The sequence below is a fragment of the Campylobacter sp. 2018MI10 genome, assembly GCF_018501175.1.
In the GTDB taxonomy this organism is placed as follows: Bacteria; Campylobacterota; Campylobacteria; order Campylobacterales; family Campylobacteraceae; genus Campylobacter_E.
Window position 1 is genome coordinate 18,079 of sequence record NZ_JAHCZD010000008.1, and the last position, 18,006, is coordinate 36,084.

An 18,006-nucleotide genomic window follows, 5' to 3' on the forward strand; every position below is an offset into this window, starting at 1 on the left:
ATAATTTTATTCTATTTTATATGAAATTAGGAGCATCGTTTGAGAATATTATTAAATCCTTTTCTTTAGTTTCATTAGCTAAAGTTTCAATTAATTTTGCTTTATCTTTTAGAATGATTTTTTTAATTTTTAAATTCTCATCATATATTCTAGCATTAGTCTCACTTGTAATAATTGCTAAATCAAAACATTCATTAATTACTTTGCATAGTTTTTTATTTAACTCTTCACTTGCTTCAATTATGCCTGGACTAACTAAGACTTTTTTGCCTAAATTATAATCTTTAATTATTCTATAACTATCACTCATACCATCATAATTACCATTAAACCCATCATCAATTATAAATTTTGGCTCACGAGAGATGATTTGTAATCTATGTTCTGTAGCTTTTAAATTAGCTATTTCTTTGCTAATTTGCTCGTAATTTAAACCTAAAGCCTTAGCTAGGTAAATACAAGCACATAAATTACTAGCATTAAAACTACCTAATAAATTAGCAAAATACTTTTCATCATTGCATTTAAAACTAAGCCCATCCAAACTAGCTTTTATCTCACTTAAAGCACTATCATAGCTAAAGCTCTCACCTACACTACTATGAGTGATTGCTAATTCTAATCTAGTGCTTTTTAGGGCTTCTTTTTTAACTTCTTTAGTATTTTCTATATTTTTAAAATATTCTAAATGAGCTGTGCCAATTTGTCCTATTATTACATAATGTGGGCGGACTAATTTTGTGATTTCTTCTATATCGCCCTTTTTTCTAGCACCTGCTTCTATTATTAATAAATTTGTATTTGGGTTTAGGTTTTCATTAATATCTTTAATAAGCCCTAAAAGAGTGTTGATACTACCTTTAGCATAATGAATTTTAAAATAGTTTTGAGTAATACTAGCTAGGTAATGTTTGATACTTGTTTTGCCATAACTTGCAGTGATTAATACTACTTTACAATCTTTTAAATTGCTTATTTTATTATAAGCTTTATCATAAAAACTCTTATTTACAAAATACTCACAAATATACGAAAGTAAAAATGCAAAAATTATAATATCTAAGGTATGTGGGTCAAGTTTGTAATAAAAATGAATTGGGGTAAATACAAAAGCACCTAATAAATTAAATAAAAATAATCTCTTAATCCTAGCTGTAAATACTAAAGGTTTATCAATATTTTTTGCTAAAAAAATTAAAGCTAAAAGATAAATTATAGCTACTCCTAAGGCTAAAAAATGATTAATATCACAAGTAATTACATAGAGTAAAAATGGTGCTATTAAATAATAAAAATGCCAACGCTTTTTAGAAAAATTAAATAAAACTCTTTTAAATTTATAATTATTTAACTGCAATACTAAAGCTAAATAATAAAGCATCAAAAAAGAAAACGCAAAAGAAACTATATAAATCATAAAAATAACCCTTCATTAAATACATTTAATTCATTAATAAATTTATTTTTATCGCCTTTATATAACATATAAGTATGATTTTTTATTTCGGTGATTTCAAATAAATTTAAATGTTTTTTGATTTCGCTAATGATTAATTCGTTATTTTCAAAAAACACGACCTTAGAGCCTTCGCTCATTTTGACTATTTCATTATTGTCATTTAAAAATATAAAATCTAATAATTTAAGATTTGAATAATTGATATTTAGTTCTTTAAATACATTGATTTTTGCAAATTGTTCTGTAAATATTATAGGTATAAAAACATTGTAATAATACTCATCATTTAATATTAAATCTTGATAAAAAAAACTAGAGCGTTTAATAATTTCATAAGAATACTTTACATTTTCATAGCTTAAGCTTAATTTATCTAAATATTCCTTGCTTGAGCAAAAGATTAAATTATTTTTTAAAATATTTTCAAAATCATAAAATAAGTCATTTTTTAAAGTAGTAATATTTAGCCTATTTAAACATTCTATGCTTAATTCATCTAATAAAACCACCCTTTTATCAATTGAATAAAACGCAAGCAATCTTGTTAAAGCAAATTCAAAATCATTTATTTTTAAAAATGCTACTTCTTTATCACTAATTGATAAATCCTTAGTGCTAATTATCGCATAAGCACCTTTTTTAATAGCTTCATTTGCCAATGCTTGTTCATTGGTAAAAAACGCACTAGCATTAGTAACGCTATTTAAATTAAGGCAAAAATCTTTAAGCCTAGAAACACTAGGCTTATTAATAATTTTTGCATTAATTAATTCTGAAAAATTAGTTATTTCCAATTTTTATCCAATCACTGCACCATTTTCACATTTAGTAAGCGGTGTTAATAAAACTAAGCTTTCATCTGAATTTTTAGCACTTAAAATCATACCTTCACTTAAATGCTTAAATACTTTTCTACTCTCTAAATTAGCAAGTAAAATAATTTGTTTGCCAACTAAATCTTTAGCATTATAATATTTCGCAATTCCGCTTAAAACTTGTCTTTTTTCAGTTCCTAAATCAAGTTGGAATTTTAATAATTTCTCACTACCTTCTACATTTTCACATTCTAAGACGGTTGCTACTTGCATTTTGATTTTTGCAAAATCATCAATTTTGATTTTTGGCTCTTTTAATTCTTTTTTTACTTCTTCTTTGCTTTCAATTTTAAGCTCAACTCTTGAGAATAAATGTTCGCATTCGTTTAAATTAAATTCTTTTTGTAAATTAAACATATCGTTATATGTTTTAGTATCAATATTTATTCCTAAAGCATTAGCTATTTTTACACTAGCTTTTGGCATAACAGGACTTAATAAAATACTAGCATTTTTTAAAATATTAAAAATTACTACTAATAAGCTTTGAGTTTGTTTACTTTCGTTATTTTTCATCATAGTCCAAGGCTCATATTTTGAAACCATCGCATTTGCTATACTTAAAGCTTTCATAATTTCGCTTATATATTCATTCATTCTAAGCTCATTTATAGCATTTATACTTGCTTTAAAATATTCATTTGCCTTATTTAATTCTTCGCTAAATCCTGATTCAAATTCCACTTTCAAATTAAAATATTTTTTAGCCATTGATATGCTTCTGCTTAATAAATTACCTAATTCATTCACTAATTCAGCATTTATTTTATTAACCATCGCAAGTTTGCTAAAATCTCCATCATTTCCAAAAGGCATTTGAGATAATAAAAAATATCTTAAAGGCTCATTGCCAAATTCATTTTTAACATCAATAGGATTTATTACATTTCCTACACTTTTACTCATTTTTTCGCCTTCAACCGTCCACCAGCCGTGCGCTCCTATCATTTTAGGCAACTCTAAATCAAGGCTCATTAAAAAACAAGGCCAATAAATTGCGTGGAATTTTAAAATATCTTTACCAACTAATTGAATATTTGCAGGCCAAAAAGACATTTTTTCATCATTATCTAAATACCCTAAAGCACTCAAATAGTTACTCAAAGCATCAAGCCATACATAAACTATATGCTTACTATCATTTAATTCATCAGGTATTTTTATACCCCAAGAAAAGCTAGTTCTAGTTACCGATAAATCCCTTAAGCCTTGTTTTACGAATGCTATTACTTCGTTTTTTTTGCTAGCTGGCATAATGCAAGTAGGATTATCTTCATACCATTTTAATAATCTATCTTGGTATTTGCTTAATCTAAAAAAATAGCTTTCTTCTTTTAAAATTCTAGTAGGCTTTTTGCAATCAGGACATTTATCATTATCAAGTAATTGAGTTTTTGTATGAAAAGTCTCGCAAGATACACAATAATGACCTTCGTATTCATCTTTATAAATATCGCCTTTTTCATACATTTTTAAAAAAATCTTACGAACACAATTTTTATGATTTTCATCAGTTGTTCTAATAAAATAATCATTACTAATTTCAAGTTCAGCCCACAAATCTTTAAAACTTTTACTAACTTTATCAGCATAAGCTTTTGGGCTTTCGTTATTTTTGATAGCGCTTTCTTCTATTTTTTGACCATGCTCATCAGTGCCTGTTAAAAAGAAAGTCTCATCTCCTTTAAGTCTAGCAAATCTAGCAAGCGTATCAGCAATTATAGTGGTATATGCGTGACCTATATGAGCTTTGTCATTTACATAATAAATTGGAGTTGTAATATATGTTTTCATCTAAATCCTTAAAAATTAAAATCTTGTGAAGCACCTTGCGACATATTTTCATAAGTAGCCTTTACAAAAGCATTTCTTATATCGCACTCACAGAGCTTTTCACAATCTATACAAGATAATTTATTTTGTGTTTTTTGTTGGCAATCTTGCAAATTCTTTTTAGCAATTTGCAAATTACTCTCATAAATATTCATCTAAATATGCCTTTTCACTGATTGAACCAAGATAACAAGGTGTGCTTGCGTGAATTGTGCTAAATTTTAAATTAAGCAAACTCTCATATCCTTTAGAGCCTTTTATCCCATCACTTGAAAATCCACCAGCTTTTTCGTAAATATAAGCGAAAGGAAATACTTCAAATAAAGCCCTAAGTTTTCCTAATTTACCATCATTTAATGTAGCTTCACTTGTATTTGGATATGAAAACAATCCCCCGCCTTTTATTAAAATCTGATGCAAATCACTAACCATAGCACCGCTATATCTTAAGCGGTATCCATCACTAAATATTTTATCAATCATTGCTTTATGAGCTTTACTCCAATCTTTTTGAGTGCCGCCTGTTGCGTTTAATTTACCTTTTTCATTTAGTTTTAAATCTTTTAAGAATTTAAATTCTTTTCCATCGTATTCATATAATTTTGGTTCATTTATACAAACTACTAATTGGGTTCTAGGACCATAAATTGAATAAATAGCTGCTTTTAAACTATTAGGCTCTGCAGTATTTTCATAGATGGCAAATATACTTCCTACTGCAAAATTAACATCAAATAAAGAAGAGCCATCAAGTGGGTCATACGCAACTATATATTTTGCATCATCGTATAAAAATTGCGGATTTTCTTTTTCTTCACTGATAATTGCTTTAATTGAGCCAATTTTACTAAGCTCGTTTGTAATTATCATATCGCTTAATACATCTTGTTTTAATTGTAAATCCCCACTAGCATTGCTTAATTCTGTATAGCCATATTCAGGGTTATCAAAGCTTTGCTTAATCTTTAAAACGCTTTGTTTTATAGCTTCTATTATTTCTTGCATTAAATCTCCTTAGCATTATTCAAAACAAATTCACTAATACTAGCAATATCATCTAAATTAAATTGCTTTAAACCATAATCTTTATTAGAATAACTAGCTAATGCTAAAGAATATTCTAAATAACTCTCATCAACTTCTTTGCAAAACACACATAATCTTGGTAAAGGCAAACTTTTAAGTCCTTCAACTAAAACAATATCAGCACTAAATTGCTTAATTATTTGCTCTATTTCTAAGCTTTCGTGATAAAAAATAGTGGTTTTTACAGGACTTAAAACTGCAACTTCAGCACCCGTTTGATAGAATTTAAAACTATCTTTACCATTTGTATCAAATACTGCTTTATCTTTTGGGTCGTGCTTAATTATTGCTACCTTTAAGCCAAGCTTTTGTAAATGCTCTGAAATTTTACAAATTAGTGTAGTTTTGCCCGAATTTGATGGGCCAGTAAATGCGAATGCTTTTTTCATTGATTAACCTTTTTTATTAAAAATTATAAATTTATAAATTAAACGAAAGAGAAGTAATGAAAAAAGCTTTATTTTTAGTAATTTTGATATGTTTTACAGCTTGTGTTAGGCAAAATGATGAATTTTATAATTCAAAAGAAGAAATAATGCTAAGGTCTTATTATGTAAATGATTGCATTATTAGTTATTTAGGAGTTAAGGATAATAACGATTATTTTGTGATTGCTAGTAAAAATGAAATTGAACATATAATAATTGAAGGGTATTTGGTTCAATTTTTAAAACTGCCAAAAAATGAATTTAATTTGCCTTATAAAAATGATTTTTTATATTTTTACAAAATAATAAATACTGCTAGTAAAAAGACAAATATTGATATGGAAATTACTTTAAATAATGAAGAAACAAGAAGCGCTAAAATACAAAGAATTTCAAAATCTCTTGAATATCAATTTTAAGGGCTAAAAACCCTTAAAATTACGCTAATAATGATGCTATTTGAGTTTGGTTAAAATTAACTTGTTGAGCGTTTTTAAAACTTTCTTCATTTTGCTTTAAAAAATTAGCGTTTAATTTAGAAAAATCTTCATTTTTAAATCTATCGTTATTGTTATTTGCTGTTTTTAAACTATTTTCTATTTTTTCTAAATCATTTTTCAAATCAGCTTTATTTGTATTATTATTTTGAATTTTTGAAATTATTTCATCTTGTTGAGTGCTGATTTCTTGATATTTTTTCTCGCTTAATTTTTCTTCACTTACTTTTTTCTCATTTAGTTGTTCTACCGAAGTATCTTCAACTTTTTGAGTAGGTTTATTTTGAGCCATTAAGACATTGCTTTGTATGTTATTGTTAATTTGCATACTAAACTCCTTTTAAATTTTGCCGATTATAGCCTATTTTTCTTTTTTCTTAGTAAAAAATAATATTAATTGTAAAATAACCATAACTTTAAAAATCATTTCACTTTGCTTATGATTATCATCAAAATCTTTACTATCAGTAACGCCTAAAGCCTGCATATCAAGCACATTAGCTGTATAATAAAATACAAATACTAAGGCTAAAATCAAAATTATTAGGCTTAAAATTGGCTTTAAACTAAATAATTTATTTGAAATACTTTCATAAATAATATTTAATAAACTTACGAAAAGTAACAAATAATTAAATTTTACAAACACTTGTGTCATCAAAAGTCCGCTTTGAAAGTGACTTAAAATCCCATCTCCAATAATTGCACTAGGATAAAAAATAATAGGAGCAACAACAATTCCTATGAATAATTCTACAAAAATTATTCCAGCTAATAAAAAATCATTAATTTTTTTCATAATCTAACCTTTCTGCTATAAAAACTCTATCAAAACCATTTAAATCTTTATAAAAACTAGCCTTAAAATTCTTTTCTTTTAGATAATCATTTAGGATTTCTTTTTGATCATATCCAAATTCGCACATTAAAAATCTCACATTTTCTAAATAACATTTATCAATTATTTTAAATAATATCTCATATCCTTTTTTACCACCAAAAAGCGCTGTTTTAGGCTCTTTTAATACTGATTTATCTAAATTATATTCGGTGCTAATATATGGAGGATTTGAGATAATTAGTTCATAGTCTTTAAAATTAACTTTCATAAAATCGCTAATAAAAAAATCACAATTTACATTATGCAATTTAGCATTTTCATTGGCTAGTTTTAAGGCTAATTTGTTTATATCACAAGCTTTTATATTTGCTTTTGTAAATAATTTTAAAAATATACTAATAATCCCACTTCCAAAACCTATTTCAAAAATATTTTTTATATTATTTTGATTTATTAGATTTATTGCTAAATCTATTAGTATTTCAGTATCATTTCTAGGAATTAACACTCCTTTAGCACATTTAAATTCTAAATCTTTTATATAAGTTTTTGAGAATATGTATTGCAATGGAGTGCCGTTTTTGTATTCGTTTGCAATACTTAAAAGTTTAATTTTATCGCTTGGATTTATCACATTTGCCCTTGCGACTGAATATTCAAGCATTGAATATGAAAAATACTCCATTATAATCTGTCTTGCAATTACTTCATTGCTTAGGGCTTTTAATTCGTTAAATGTGGCTATCATTTAATGCACTTATTCTTCTACTTAAACTCGGATGAGTTTTATAAATCATTTCATAAATAGCGTTATGATCTAGCAAGGCTTTATTATGAATAGCTAATACCTTTAAAGCACTTATCATATCGTTTTTGCTAGTTTTTATTGCTCCGTGTTTATCTGCACTAAATTCATTTTTTCTTGAAATAGAATTTAAAATAGGACTTAAAATAAACGAAATTGCCGAGCCTACCATAATAAAAGCAAACAACGGGCTAGATACAAAACCTTCTAAATTAAATTGATTTTCAAAAAAACTTGAAAAATATCCAAAAAACGCAAAGGTAATTAATAGATTTAAACCACTTATAAAAAGCATTTTTAAAATATCTTTATGTTTAAAATGCCCTAATTCGTGAGCTAATACGGCAAGTAATTCATCTTTACTCATAGCATTGATTAAAGTATCATAAAGAACTACTTTTTTTGCTCCAAACATACCCGCAAAATAAGCATTAAGTCTAGTATCGTTTTTACTAGCGTCCATACTAAATACCCCATTACTTTTAAAGCCACATTCATCTAATAATTTTGCAATATCATCTCTTAATTCACCTTCTACAGGGCTTAACTTATTAAACAATGGAACTATAAAATTAGGATAAATAACCATAGCTAAAAGACTAAAAATAAATAAAATAACAAAGCCACCTATCCACCAAAACTCGCCTAATTTAGCAATAGCAAAAAGCAAAATATAAACTAAAGCTCCACCTATAATTACTAATAAGATTAATGATTTTAAAAGGTCTTTAAAATACATTTTAGGAGTTTTTTTATTAAAGCCGTGCTTGGTATCAACAACCATAGTTTTATAATAATCTAAGCAAGTTAGAATGCAAGAATTTATAATAAAATACAATAAAACTAAAATAGTATTATCAAGCAGTGAATTAGGCTCAAAATGAACCTTTAATACATTAAATAACACCAATATAAATACGCAATTTAAAATAAGTGCTAAAAAATTATTTAGTATTGAAAATTTATGCTCAACTATAGCTATATTTTTAAATTCTATAAATTGCTCATCACTTAAAAAACCTTTATTTGTTTTTGTTTTAATATGATTTATTTCAAGTAATTTAAGTATTGTTTCAATCACAAAAATTACACTAATTATACTAATTATCAACATTTTCTAACCTTTCTGTAAGTTCTAAAACTTCGTAATACTCATTTTCTAAAAGCTCTAATTCCTGATTTAAATTCTCAAGTCTTTCATTAAGAGCCAATATCCCATATTTTTCATATTTTGTAGGGTCGCTTAAGTATTCATTTAATAATCTAATTTCTTTTTCAATCTCTTCAATTTTAACTGGGTGTTCTTCTAGGATTTTATTTTGTTTATAGCTTAATTTTACGCTTTTTTTACGCTCAACTTTTACTGGTTTTTCTTTATCATTTTCTATTTCGCTATTTAACTCGCTTAATTCATCGTTTAATTCTAAAAGCTCACTAAATTTCATAGTTTCAATTTCAATTGATTGATTTGAAAAGGCAAAAAGCTTAGTAGCAAGTCTATCCGTAAAATATCTATCATGACTTACAAATATCAAAGCACCTTTAAAATCCATTAAATACTGCTCTAAAATATTAATCGTAGCAATATCTAAATCATTAGTAGGCTCATCTAAAATTAATACTTCATAATCTTTTGTAAAAAGTTTTGCTAAAGCCACCCTACTTTTTTCGCCACCACTAAGTGAGCCAATTTTATAAGTAAGTTGTTCTTTAGGAAATAAAAAATGCTTTAAATATCCATATACATGCATATTAGAGCCTTTTACATTGATAGTATCACCGCCATTTGGACAAAAATACTCAATCAAAGTTTCATCATCTTTTAAATCACTTTTTTTCTGGTCAAAATATCCTATATTTATCTCACCTTTTTTTATAAAACCACTGCTAGGACGAAGTTTTTCAAGTAGAATTTGTAAAAAGCTAGATTTTCCACAGCCGTTTTTGCCTACAATTGCTATTTTTTCACCTTGTAAAATCCTTGCATTAAATGGCTTAAATAATAATTTTTCGCCTAGCGTTAGGCTAATATCGTGTAATTCAAAAAGCATTTTTTTCTTATTTGCTATAAGTGGATTTGATTTTATATCACTTGCACGGGCAAGCTCAACTCTTAGCCTATTCAAAATACTAGGATTTTTTTTAGCCTCTTCACGCATTTTAAAAATACGCTCTTTTCTGCCTTCATTTCGCTTAAGCCTTGCTTTTACCCCACGACGCAGCCATTCTTCTTCGCTTTTTAATTGTTTTACTAAAGTTTCATAGCTTTTATTAAGGCTTTCTAGTAATCTTGCCTTAGCTTGTAAATAATTTGAATACCCACCTTCAAATTCTCTTAATTTTGCATCTTCTATTTCTACGCATTTACTTGCAATATTGTCTATAAAATATCTATCGTGACTTATAAAAATAACACATTTTTTACTAGCTTTTAACATATCTTCAAGGTATTTACACATAGTTACATCTAAGTGGTTCGTAGGCTCATCTAAAATCAAAACATCAGGAGATTTAAGCAGCATACAAGCAAGGCTTAATCTTCTTAATTCTCCACCACTAAGACTTGCTAGATTTCTATTTATAAAACTACTTAATTCAAATTCTTTTAAAGCTCTATTTATTTTGCTATCAATACTCCAAGCGTCCTTGCTCTCTATTAAATCAAATAAAATTTGTTGTTTTTGTAATAATTCTTTATCATTTGGATTAGTTGATAGTTTAGAATTAATCTCATTATATTCGCTTAAAGCATTAAAAATATCGCCTAATTCTAATTTAATATATTCATCTACACTAAGATTATAATCTATATTAATGCTTTGAGAAAGCATAGAAAAATTTATACTTGAATTAATCAAAACCCTACCATTATCAGGTTCTATTTCTTTAGTAATTATTTTTAAAAATGTAGATTTGCCCTGCCCGTTTTTACCTATTATTGCGATTTTTTCGCCATCGTTTATACTAAAATTTACATTTTTTAAAATAACTTTTTCGCCGTAAGCTTTATCAATATCAATATAATCTATTAAAATCAATTTAAATAATCCTTAAGTTTTTTAAAGGCTAGTATTCTAGCCTTTAAAGATTATTTAACATCTACATCAAAATAAATTTCAACTTCTTCGTGAGTTTTCTTTCCGTGAAGTGCCGAGATTTGTTTATCAGTTGAAAGTGCTGTAAATGCTTCAGTTGTATTAAAATCAGTATTCATATTGATTACTCCTTTTACAACTAATTTACCATCAGTTACACTATAAGTCATTGGAATTTCTTTTGTAATATCATTAAATGTGATTACACCTGTAGCACTACCACTTGTTTCATCACCTTTTACATCTTTTAAACTAGCTTCAATTTTGCTATTTTTTAGATTTGCAATATAAGTTCTATGGATATTGTTTTCACGAATTTTATCTTTTGTATTTTCGTTAGCAAAATCCATACTTGCTTTAGTTCCGTTTAAAATATCTACAACAGAGCCACTTGTTTTGCTAAATTCAAATTTAGCATCATCAATAACACCAGGAACACCTAATTTTTTTGTCATTTTAAAGCCAACAAAATGAGCTTTTACACTAGCTTCATCAATAGTAATTGCATAAGCACTTGAGCCTAAAATCGCAGTAGCGATAATTGAAGAAAATATCTTTTTCATTTTTTTATCCTTTTTTTTAAATTGAACCATTATTATACGATATTTTGTTAATCATTATCATTTCTAATAGAAAATTTTTATTAATTAAAATTTTATATATTTATGCAATTTTTTTAAGGAGAAAAAATGTTAAAACAAATTAAAAAGTTAGCTTTAGTGTTGCTTGTTAGTTCAAACTTATTTGCCTTAAGTGAAGGTGTAGAATACAATGTGCTTGAAAATCCAATTCCAAATTCTGATAATTCTTTAACAGAAATATGGTCTTATCAATGTTCGCATTGTTATTTACACCACAATCACAATACTTTAGGACTAATAAAAGAGCAATTAAAAGATTTAGATATTAGATTAATGATGGTAAAAACTTGGGGAAAATTTGGTCAAGAAATGGCTAATTTACTTGCATACGCACATTATCAAGATGAAAAAAATAAAATTAGCTTGATTGATAAAAATAGCCTATATGATAAAATTAGTAGCGTTTATTTTGTTGAAATGTTTAAAAATAAATCAACTTGGAATAATAATCCTGATGAATTTTATAAATCTGGTCTAAGTATTCTTGGAATTTCAAAGAAAAAATTAGAAAGCTTCTTGCAAAGCCCTGAAGGAAAATATTTATTAAGCTCAACTGATATTGCAAATGAAATTGCTAATACTTACGGAACTCCAACCTTTATTGTAAATGGAAAATATGTAATCAATTTAGCTTATGCAAAATCTCCACAAATGCTTATAGATATGATAAACGAACTATCTAAAAAATAAGGATTTACTTAGGTAAATCCTAAATATTTATAATACTTGCATTATGAAGTAGTGAAATGTTGCATAAAATTATAAAACTCTTACAATATTTATCTTATTATTTATCTTGGTTATGCGTAGTTGTTGGTTTGATTGAGCTTTTTATGGGCTTTAATTTTGCTTATTATTTTATATCTGCAATTTTGCTTTCTGCTATTTATGGAAGTATTAAAAAGAGATTAGATGAGATTAAATTTAATAAATACTTTTTAATAATTTTAGCTTTAGTATCTGCTTATAAATACTATGAATTTTTTATAAAAGAGCCAAGTGATTTAATAGCAAAAATCATAAAAGCTAATAAAACTTGCCTAGAAAATCAAAGATATTGCATAACAAATGAAGTTACTACAAAAGAACTCAACGCTGTATTATTAGATAAAAACAATGATGAAATTCTTAAATATCTAAAAGAATATGGATTTAGAAAAAATGAGAAAAATAATATGCTGTATTTTCAAGATACTATTTATAAAAACCCAGTTGATATAGCAATAAAATTGCAAGATAATCAAATAAATAAAATATATTATAAAGCAGATAGAAAATAAATCTACTTTACGCAAAATAAGCAAATCCTACTTATATACCTTATAATGAATTTCTTGGATTACTTTATTTTTATAAATTAAAGTTATAAAAACCATTTTTCCAAATACTACATTTTTATAACAAATATTAGCGTTTTTATAACACCTTAGCATTTTAAATTCTTTAAAATATTCATAAACTTCATAAGGGCTTTTATCCTTTATGTTTTTATTAAGTGCATTGATTAAATTAATATCATCTACTAAAAAATAATCATCAAAATTAATCGTTTTAGCCTTTATAATCTGCATTACAAGTTCATTTGGCAGTTTTAAAAAATAATCATAATATTTATAGGCGCAAAATACTAGCAAGATAGCTAAAACAAGTGCTTGGTATTTAATTGTATTTTTACCAACTAATTTATAAATTATGAAAAATAAAATCGCATAAATAATATCTAAAATAAAATCATTTTTTACATAAAGATTAAATAAAGCATTAGCTAAGGCAATAAACATTATATTAAATGAAAAATATTTTAAAACACTAAAAAATCTATCTTTTAAATATATTTCAAAGTTTTTTAGCCTTTTAGAAATTATGTAATAAAGCATAAAAGATAGACTTGAAATTATCAAATAAATTATAAAATCCAAGTGATTATTAAAACTCAATGGATTTATATAGATTAAATAAAATAAAGCTAAAGCTACGAAAAAGAAAAACCAAGCTAGATAAAAAAGTATATTTTTTATAAATACAATAAAATCATTTTTAAAAGTCATATTTTCTCGCATTATATTATTTTAGTTTTGAAATAATTTTATTGTAAATATAATTTATTGCAAGAGCTAAATACATATAAAACAAATTAATATTTAAAATAACTTCTTTTGAAAATATTTTATAAAATTGTTGATAGTAAGTAATAAAAATAGCAATAGTTAAAAAAAATAAATAAATTGTCTTAACTCTAAAAAAATAACACACAATATGTATTATTAAAGATATAACTAATAAGCTAAAACTAGGAAAAATATTATAAAAAAGATACAATAATGCAACAATAAAAATCAAACTTATATACGCATATTCAATATTGATTTTATGTGAAATTTTATTTTTAAAACTAGCAAAAAACCACATATAAGGTAAAATGAAAAAATGAATAATTGTAAAAATTATGTTGAAAAATATATAGCTATCATTTGAGTTATGTGAAAATGCTTTAGTCAAAAGTCCTAAATCAACAGAATAATAAAGTGATAAATAAAACAAGAATAATAAAAATCTATAAATACTAATCTTCAAATAAGAAAATGGAAAAAACATAGCTTTAAAATAATCAAAATCTATTAAAGCTTTATCCTTGCTATTTAAATTAATAATAACCCAAGATATTAGCATATTAATATAGTTTTTCATTACTTTCCTTTTTTATTAAAATAAATCTTGTATATATTCTATTCCAAGAAATGGCTCGTATTCTATTACAATATATTTCGCTACAATACCATTGTCTGTTTCATTACTAACGAATGTTATATCATAATATTGACCTTTTATAATCTTCTTGCAAGAATAAACATTATTTTTAAATTTAATTTGTTTAAATCCACTATCCTCAAAATATTTTTTAGTATTATCTCTTATTTTTGTATTAACATAATCAAATAAATCTAAATCATTTTTTATCACATAGATATATCCGCCTTTCTTTCCATCTGTAAAATACCCTTTATTAGAACTTATAATCATTTTTATTAATTCATTTGGTTCTTTTATATGTGTTATATAAAATTGTGAAATTATTAGCAAAGTTGATAAAGTAATAAAAATATATAAAACTTTTTTAGAAGGTTTATAATCTCTTATAATCATTGACATTAACAAATAAAGAAAAGCAAAAACTATCGTGCAAAGCAATAATATATCATTACAAACATTGATATAAATTAAAGATACAAGATGTATAAAAAAAATTATAAATAAAGCAAGAAAAATATTTTTTAAAATACCTATGATAAGTTTTAAAATATTAAAAATTTTACCAATACATTTCATAGTTTTACCTTTTTTGCTTGAATAGTATTTAAAATACATAAAATACAATTAAAATTATAATTTTTATTAATATAATTTATTTTATATTAAAATCTTCTCATTAAAAAGCTTGATATTTTTATAAAAGGATTTAAATGTTTTTAAAAGAGTTTTATTAACCCTAGCTTAGGTATTAATTAAGCTAGGGTTATTTGGAATTTTATTCCCATTCTATAGTTGCAGGTGGCTTACTAGAAATATCATAAACTACTCTATTAATTCCATTAACTTCGTTTATAATTCTTCTACTTACATTCTCTAATAATTCATAAGGTAAATGAGAAAATGTAGCTGTCATACCATCACTTGCATCAACTGCTCTTAAAGCTATTGCATTATCATAGGTTCTATTATCACCCATTACTCCAACGCTTCTTACATTTAACAATACGCAAAATGCTTGCCAAGTTTTATCATAATAACCATTTGCTTTAAGCTCTTGAATGAAAATATCATCAGCTTCTTTTAAGATATTTAGGCTTTCTTCATTTACTTCACCCATAATTCTAATTGCAAGTCCTGGACCTGGGAAAGGATGGCGATATACTAAGTCTTTAGTAAGACCTAATTCAAGTCCAAGCAATCTTACTTCGTCTTTAAATATTTCTTTTAAAGGTTCAACTAATTTTAAATTCATCTTTTCAGGTAAGCCACCTACATTGTGATGGCTCTTAATTGTTTTTGAGCTACCTACAACGCTACTTTCAATAATATCAGTATATAAAGTGCCTTGAGCTAAAAATTCAACACCTTCTTGTTTTTTTGCAAAATCTTCAAATATTTCAATGAAGGTATTTCCGATAATTTTACGCTTAGTTTCTGGGTCTGTTACACCTTTTAATTTCTTTAAGAAAATTTCTCTTGCATCAATAGTATTTAATTCTATTCCAAATTTTAATTTAAGCATACTTTCTACTTGCTCTTTTTCATTTTTTCTAAGTAATCCAGTATCAACAAAAACTAAAATAGTTTGTTCTTTAATAGCACTAGCAAGCAATGCAGCCACAACGCTACTATCTACACCACCACTAATTGCACAAAGAACCTTTTTATCTCCAACTTGCTCTTTAATTTTCTCAATTTGTGTCTTAGCGAATGAACCCATATTCCAAACGCTTTCGCAATTGCAAACATATTTTGCAAAGTTTTTAAGAATATTTTTACCAAATTCGCTATGTTGAACTTCAGGATGAAATTGTAAGGCATACATTTTTTTCTCATCATTACCATATACGCAAAATGGACTATTATCACTAACAGCAATAGTTTTAAATCCTGCTGGTAAATTCTCAACCTTATCAGAATGGCTCATCCAAACCACTTGAGATTTAGGTAAGTTTTTAAATAAACAACTATCTTCTTGAATGCTAATTTTAGCTTTACCATATTCTTTATGCCCTGCAGGTGCAACAACTGCTCCAAAATGATGAGCCATTAACTGCATTCCATAACAAATCCCTAAAATCGGCAAACCTAAATCAAAAATTTCTTTATCGCAAAAATAAGCATCATTTGCATAAACACTAGCAGGACCACCACTTAAAATAATACCTTTAGGCTCATAATTTTTAATATCATTCGCACTAATATTAAATGGTAAAATAAGTGTATAAACTCCTTGCTCTCTAAGTCTTCTAGCAATAAGTTGGGTATATTGCGACCCAAAGTCAAGCACTAAAATATCTGCTTTTTCCATTAATTTCCTTTCCTAATATAAATCAAAATATTCAAATTGTAACCACCAAACAATAACACTTAGAACATAACCTAATAAAACAGTCCAAGCATATTTCATATGAGAGCCAAAGGTATAAATTCCACGCATTTTTCCCATTACTCCAACCCCAGCAGCAGAACCAAAACTAATTAATGAGCCACCTATTCCAGCTGTTAAGGTTACTAAAAGCCAATCATCTATATTCATATTTGGATTTGCTTTTAAAACTGCACTCATTACAGGCACATTATCAACTACCGCACTTAAAAATCCAACTCCAATATTTGTGCTCATAACTCCAGCAAAATCATATAATCTTGAAGCATAAGCTAGCCAACCTGCAAAATGAAGCGCTCCAACAGCAGCTAAAATACCGAAGAAAAATAGCAATGTATCCATTTCAATTTTAGTCATATATGAAAATATATTTATATCTTTTTTACCACGAGCGACATTAAATCTATAAGTATAAAGGCTTAAAAGTGATAAGCCAAACATCATTCCCCACATAGCAGGTAAGCCAAATAATGAGTGCATTAAAACTGCACTAAAAATCGTTAAAGCACCTAAGAAAATAATGATTTTTCCACCATCTTTTATACGCTCAACTTTTAAAGATTTTTCATCAAAATTAGGTTTTACATTTGGAACGAATTTGCTTAATAAAAACGCAGTAAGCCACCAACCAAGGAAACTAGCAGGAAATAATGCGAAAAAGTCTATAAAAGGACTTTTACCAGCAGTCCAAACCATAAGAGTTGTAATATCTCCAAAAGGACTCCAAGCTCCACCTGCATTTGCAGCTACAACTATATTTATAGCACCAGGAACTAAAAATTCCTTTTTTTGATTGTCAATTGTAAGTAAAACGGTTGAAAGAATTAAAGCTGTAGTTAAATTATCAGCAACAGGAGATATGAAAAATGCTAAAAGTCCAGTTAGCCAAAATAATTTTCTATAAGTATATCCCTTTGTTACAAGCTTATATTTTAAGGTATTAAACACATTACGCTCAATTAAAGCTTCAATATAAGTCATAGCAACCATTAAGAAAAACACTATTTCAGCAATCTCTTCTATTAAATCCTTTACTTCATGTTCTAATGGCTCTGTGCTTTTTCCATTTAGACACAAATAAAGCCCTAAAATAATAAACATTAAAGTTCCGATAAATATTGCAGGTTTTGTTTTGTTTATATGATATTTATCTTCAGCTGCGATAAAATAGTAACCGATGATAAATATCACTAAACATAAAATTCCCGCCCATGAAAATGTAATTTCCATAAAAGCTCCTTTTTAAAAAAATGATAGATATTATTTACTCTAATTCAACAAAGGGTAATTTTTGCGTTTGCGTTGA

20 protein-coding genes are annotated in these 18,006 nt (G+C 26.2%); 3 read left to right on the forward strand and 17 right to left on the reverse strand.

The genetic code is table 11. The features are described from left to right. Positions 1-16 precede the first annotated feature (16 nt). The 6 genes from KJR01_RS04840 to mobB are packed head-to-tail and all read right to left on the reverse strand — an operon-like array spanning position 17 to position 5,642. Positions 17-1,417 (reverse strand): UDP-N-acetylmuramoyl-tripeptide--D-alanyl-D-alanine ligase, encoded by a 1,401-nt coding sequence (locus tag KJR01_RS04840; RefSeq protein ID WP_214117531.1) that lies wholly within the window; start codon positions 1,415-1,417, stop codon positions 17-19. Further along, positions 1,414-2,253, reverse strand: a complete 840-nt coding sequence (locus KJR01_RS04845) for a hypothetical protein (protein WP_214117532.1) — start codon at positions 2,251-2,253, stop codon at positions 1,414-1,416. The genes KJR01_RS04840 and KJR01_RS04845 overlap by 4 nt, the downstream gene beginning before the upstream one ends. A 3-nt stretch (positions 2,254-2,256) precedes the next feature. Then, positions 2,257-4,128 (reverse strand): methionine--tRNA ligase, encoded by a 1,872-nt coding sequence (gene metG / locus KJR01_RS04850; protein WP_214117533.1) that lies wholly within the window; start codon positions 4,126-4,128, stop codon positions 2,257-2,259. 8 nt (positions 4,129-4,136) lie between these two features. Further along, entirely contained in the window at positions 4,137-4,322 is a 186-nt protein-coding gene (locus tag KJR01_RS04855; protein WP_214117534.1) for a hypothetical protein, read from the reverse strand. Further along, positions 4,309-5,172 (reverse strand): class 1 fructose-bisphosphatase, encoded by an 864-nt coding sequence (locus tag KJR01_RS04860; RefSeq protein WP_214117535.1) that lies wholly within the window; start codon positions 5,170-5,172, stop codon positions 4,309-4,311. The genes KJR01_RS04855 and KJR01_RS04860 overlap by 14 nt, the downstream gene beginning before the upstream one ends. Then, positions 5,172-5,642 carry a molybdopterin-guanine dinucleotide biosynthesis protein B gene (mobB, locus tag KJR01_RS04865; protein WP_214117536.1) on the reverse strand — a complete coding sequence of 157 codons (471 nt, stop codon included), beginning with the start codon at positions 5,640-5,642 and terminating at the stop codon, positions 5,172-5,174. The genes KJR01_RS04860 and mobB overlap by 1 nt, the downstream gene beginning before the upstream one ends. A gap of 56 nt (positions 5,643-5,698) precedes the next feature. Here mobB and KJR01_RS04870 point away from each other — a divergent pair, with 56 nt between their 5' ends. Beyond that, a complete protein-coding gene (locus KJR01_RS04870; RefSeq protein ID WP_214117537.1) occupies positions 5,699-6,100 on the forward strand; it encodes a hypothetical protein in 402 nt (133 codons plus the stop codon). A gap of 19 nt (positions 6,101-6,119) precedes the next feature. Here KJR01_RS04870 and KJR01_RS04875 read toward each other — a convergent pair whose 3' ends face one another. Genes KJR01_RS04875 through KJR01_RS04900 form a run of 6 tightly spaced genes read right to left on the reverse strand, consistent with a single transcriptional unit; the run spans position 6,120 to position 11,482 of the window. Further along, on the reverse strand, positions 6,120-6,506 hold the full coding sequence (locus tag KJR01_RS04875; protein WP_214117538.1) for a hypothetical protein: 387 nt from the start codon (positions 6,504-6,506) through the stop codon (positions 6,120-6,122). A gap of 33 nt (positions 6,507-6,539) precedes the next feature. After that, positions 6,540-6,977, reverse strand: a complete 438-nt coding sequence (locus KJR01_RS04880; protein WP_214117539.1) for a DUF4149 domain-containing protein — start codon at positions 6,975-6,977, stop codon at positions 6,540-6,542. Further along, on the reverse strand, positions 6,964-7,767 hold the full coding sequence (locus tag KJR01_RS04885) for a HemK/PrmC family methyltransferase (protein ID WP_214117540.1): 804 nt from the start codon (positions 7,765-7,767) through the stop codon (positions 6,964-6,966). The genes KJR01_RS04880 and KJR01_RS04885 overlap by 14 nt, the downstream gene beginning before the upstream one ends. Beyond that, positions 7,751-8,938 carry a M48 family metallopeptidase gene (locus tag KJR01_RS04890; protein WP_214117541.1) on the reverse strand — a complete coding sequence of 396 codons (1,188 nt, stop codon included), beginning with the start codon at positions 8,936-8,938 and terminating at the stop codon, positions 7,751-7,753. The genes KJR01_RS04885 and KJR01_RS04890 overlap by 17 nt, the downstream gene beginning before the upstream one ends. Further along, entirely contained in the window at positions 8,925-10,862 is a 1,938-nt protein-coding gene (gene abc-f, locus KJR01_RS04895) for a ribosomal protection-like ABC-F family protein (RefSeq protein WP_214117542.1), read from the reverse strand. Before abc-f ends, KJR01_RS04890 begins: the two co-directional genes overlap by 14 nt. Positions 10,863-10,912: 50 nt before the next feature. Further along, entirely contained in the window at positions 10,913-11,482 is a 570-nt protein-coding gene (locus KJR01_RS04900; RefSeq protein WP_214117543.1) for a hypothetical protein, read from the reverse strand. Positions 11,483-11,608: 126 nt separating this feature from the next. Between KJR01_RS04900 and KJR01_RS04905 the strand changes: the two genes are divergently transcribed. After that, a complete protein-coding gene (locus tag KJR01_RS04905; protein WP_214117544.1) occupies positions 11,609-12,250 on the forward strand; it encodes a thioredoxin domain-containing protein in 642 nt (213 codons plus the stop codon). Between the two features lie 56 nt (positions 12,251-12,306). Beyond that, positions 12,307-12,840: a hypothetical protein gene (locus tag KJR01_RS04910; RefSeq protein ID WP_214117545.1), complete on the forward strand. Its 534-nt coding sequence runs from the start codon at positions 12,307-12,309 to the stop codon at positions 12,838-12,840. A gap of 27 nt (positions 12,841-12,867) precedes the next feature. Here the strand turns inward: KJR01_RS04910 and KJR01_RS04915 are convergent, their stop codons facing one another. The 5 genes from KJR01_RS04915 to nhaD all read right to left on the reverse strand — a co-directional run bounded on the left by KJR01_RS04915 (position 12,868) and on the right by nhaD (position 17,930). Continuing rightward, positions 12,868-13,608 carry a hypothetical protein gene (locus KJR01_RS04915; protein WP_214117546.1) on the reverse strand — a complete coding sequence of 247 codons (741 nt, stop codon included), beginning with the start codon at positions 13,606-13,608 and terminating at the stop codon, positions 12,868-12,870. 16 nt (positions 13,609-13,624) lie between these two features. Further along, on the reverse strand, positions 13,625-14,248 hold the full coding sequence (locus KJR01_RS04920) for a hypothetical protein (RefSeq protein ID WP_214117547.1): 624 nt from the start codon (positions 14,246-14,248) through the stop codon (positions 13,625-13,627). Positions 14,249-14,263: 15 nt separating this feature from the next. Beyond that, positions 14,264-14,887, reverse strand: coding sequence for a hypothetical protein (locus KJR01_RS04925; protein WP_214117548.1), 624 nt, complete (start codon positions 14,885-14,887; stop codon positions 14,264-14,266). A gap of 199 nt (positions 14,888-15,086) precedes the next feature. Then, positions 15,087-16,622 carry a glutamine-hydrolyzing GMP synthase gene (gene guaA / locus KJR01_RS04930; RefSeq protein WP_214117549.1) on the reverse strand — a complete coding sequence of 512 codons (1,536 nt, stop codon included), beginning with the start codon at positions 16,620-16,622 and terminating at the stop codon, positions 15,087-15,089. Positions 16,623-16,634: 12 nt separating this feature from the next. After that, positions 16,635-17,930, reverse strand: a complete 1,296-nt coding sequence (gene nhaD, locus KJR01_RS04935) for a sodium:proton antiporter NhaD (RefSeq protein ID WP_214117550.1) — start codon at positions 17,928-17,930, stop codon at positions 16,635-16,637. Positions 17,931-18,006: the final 76 nt, after the last annotated feature.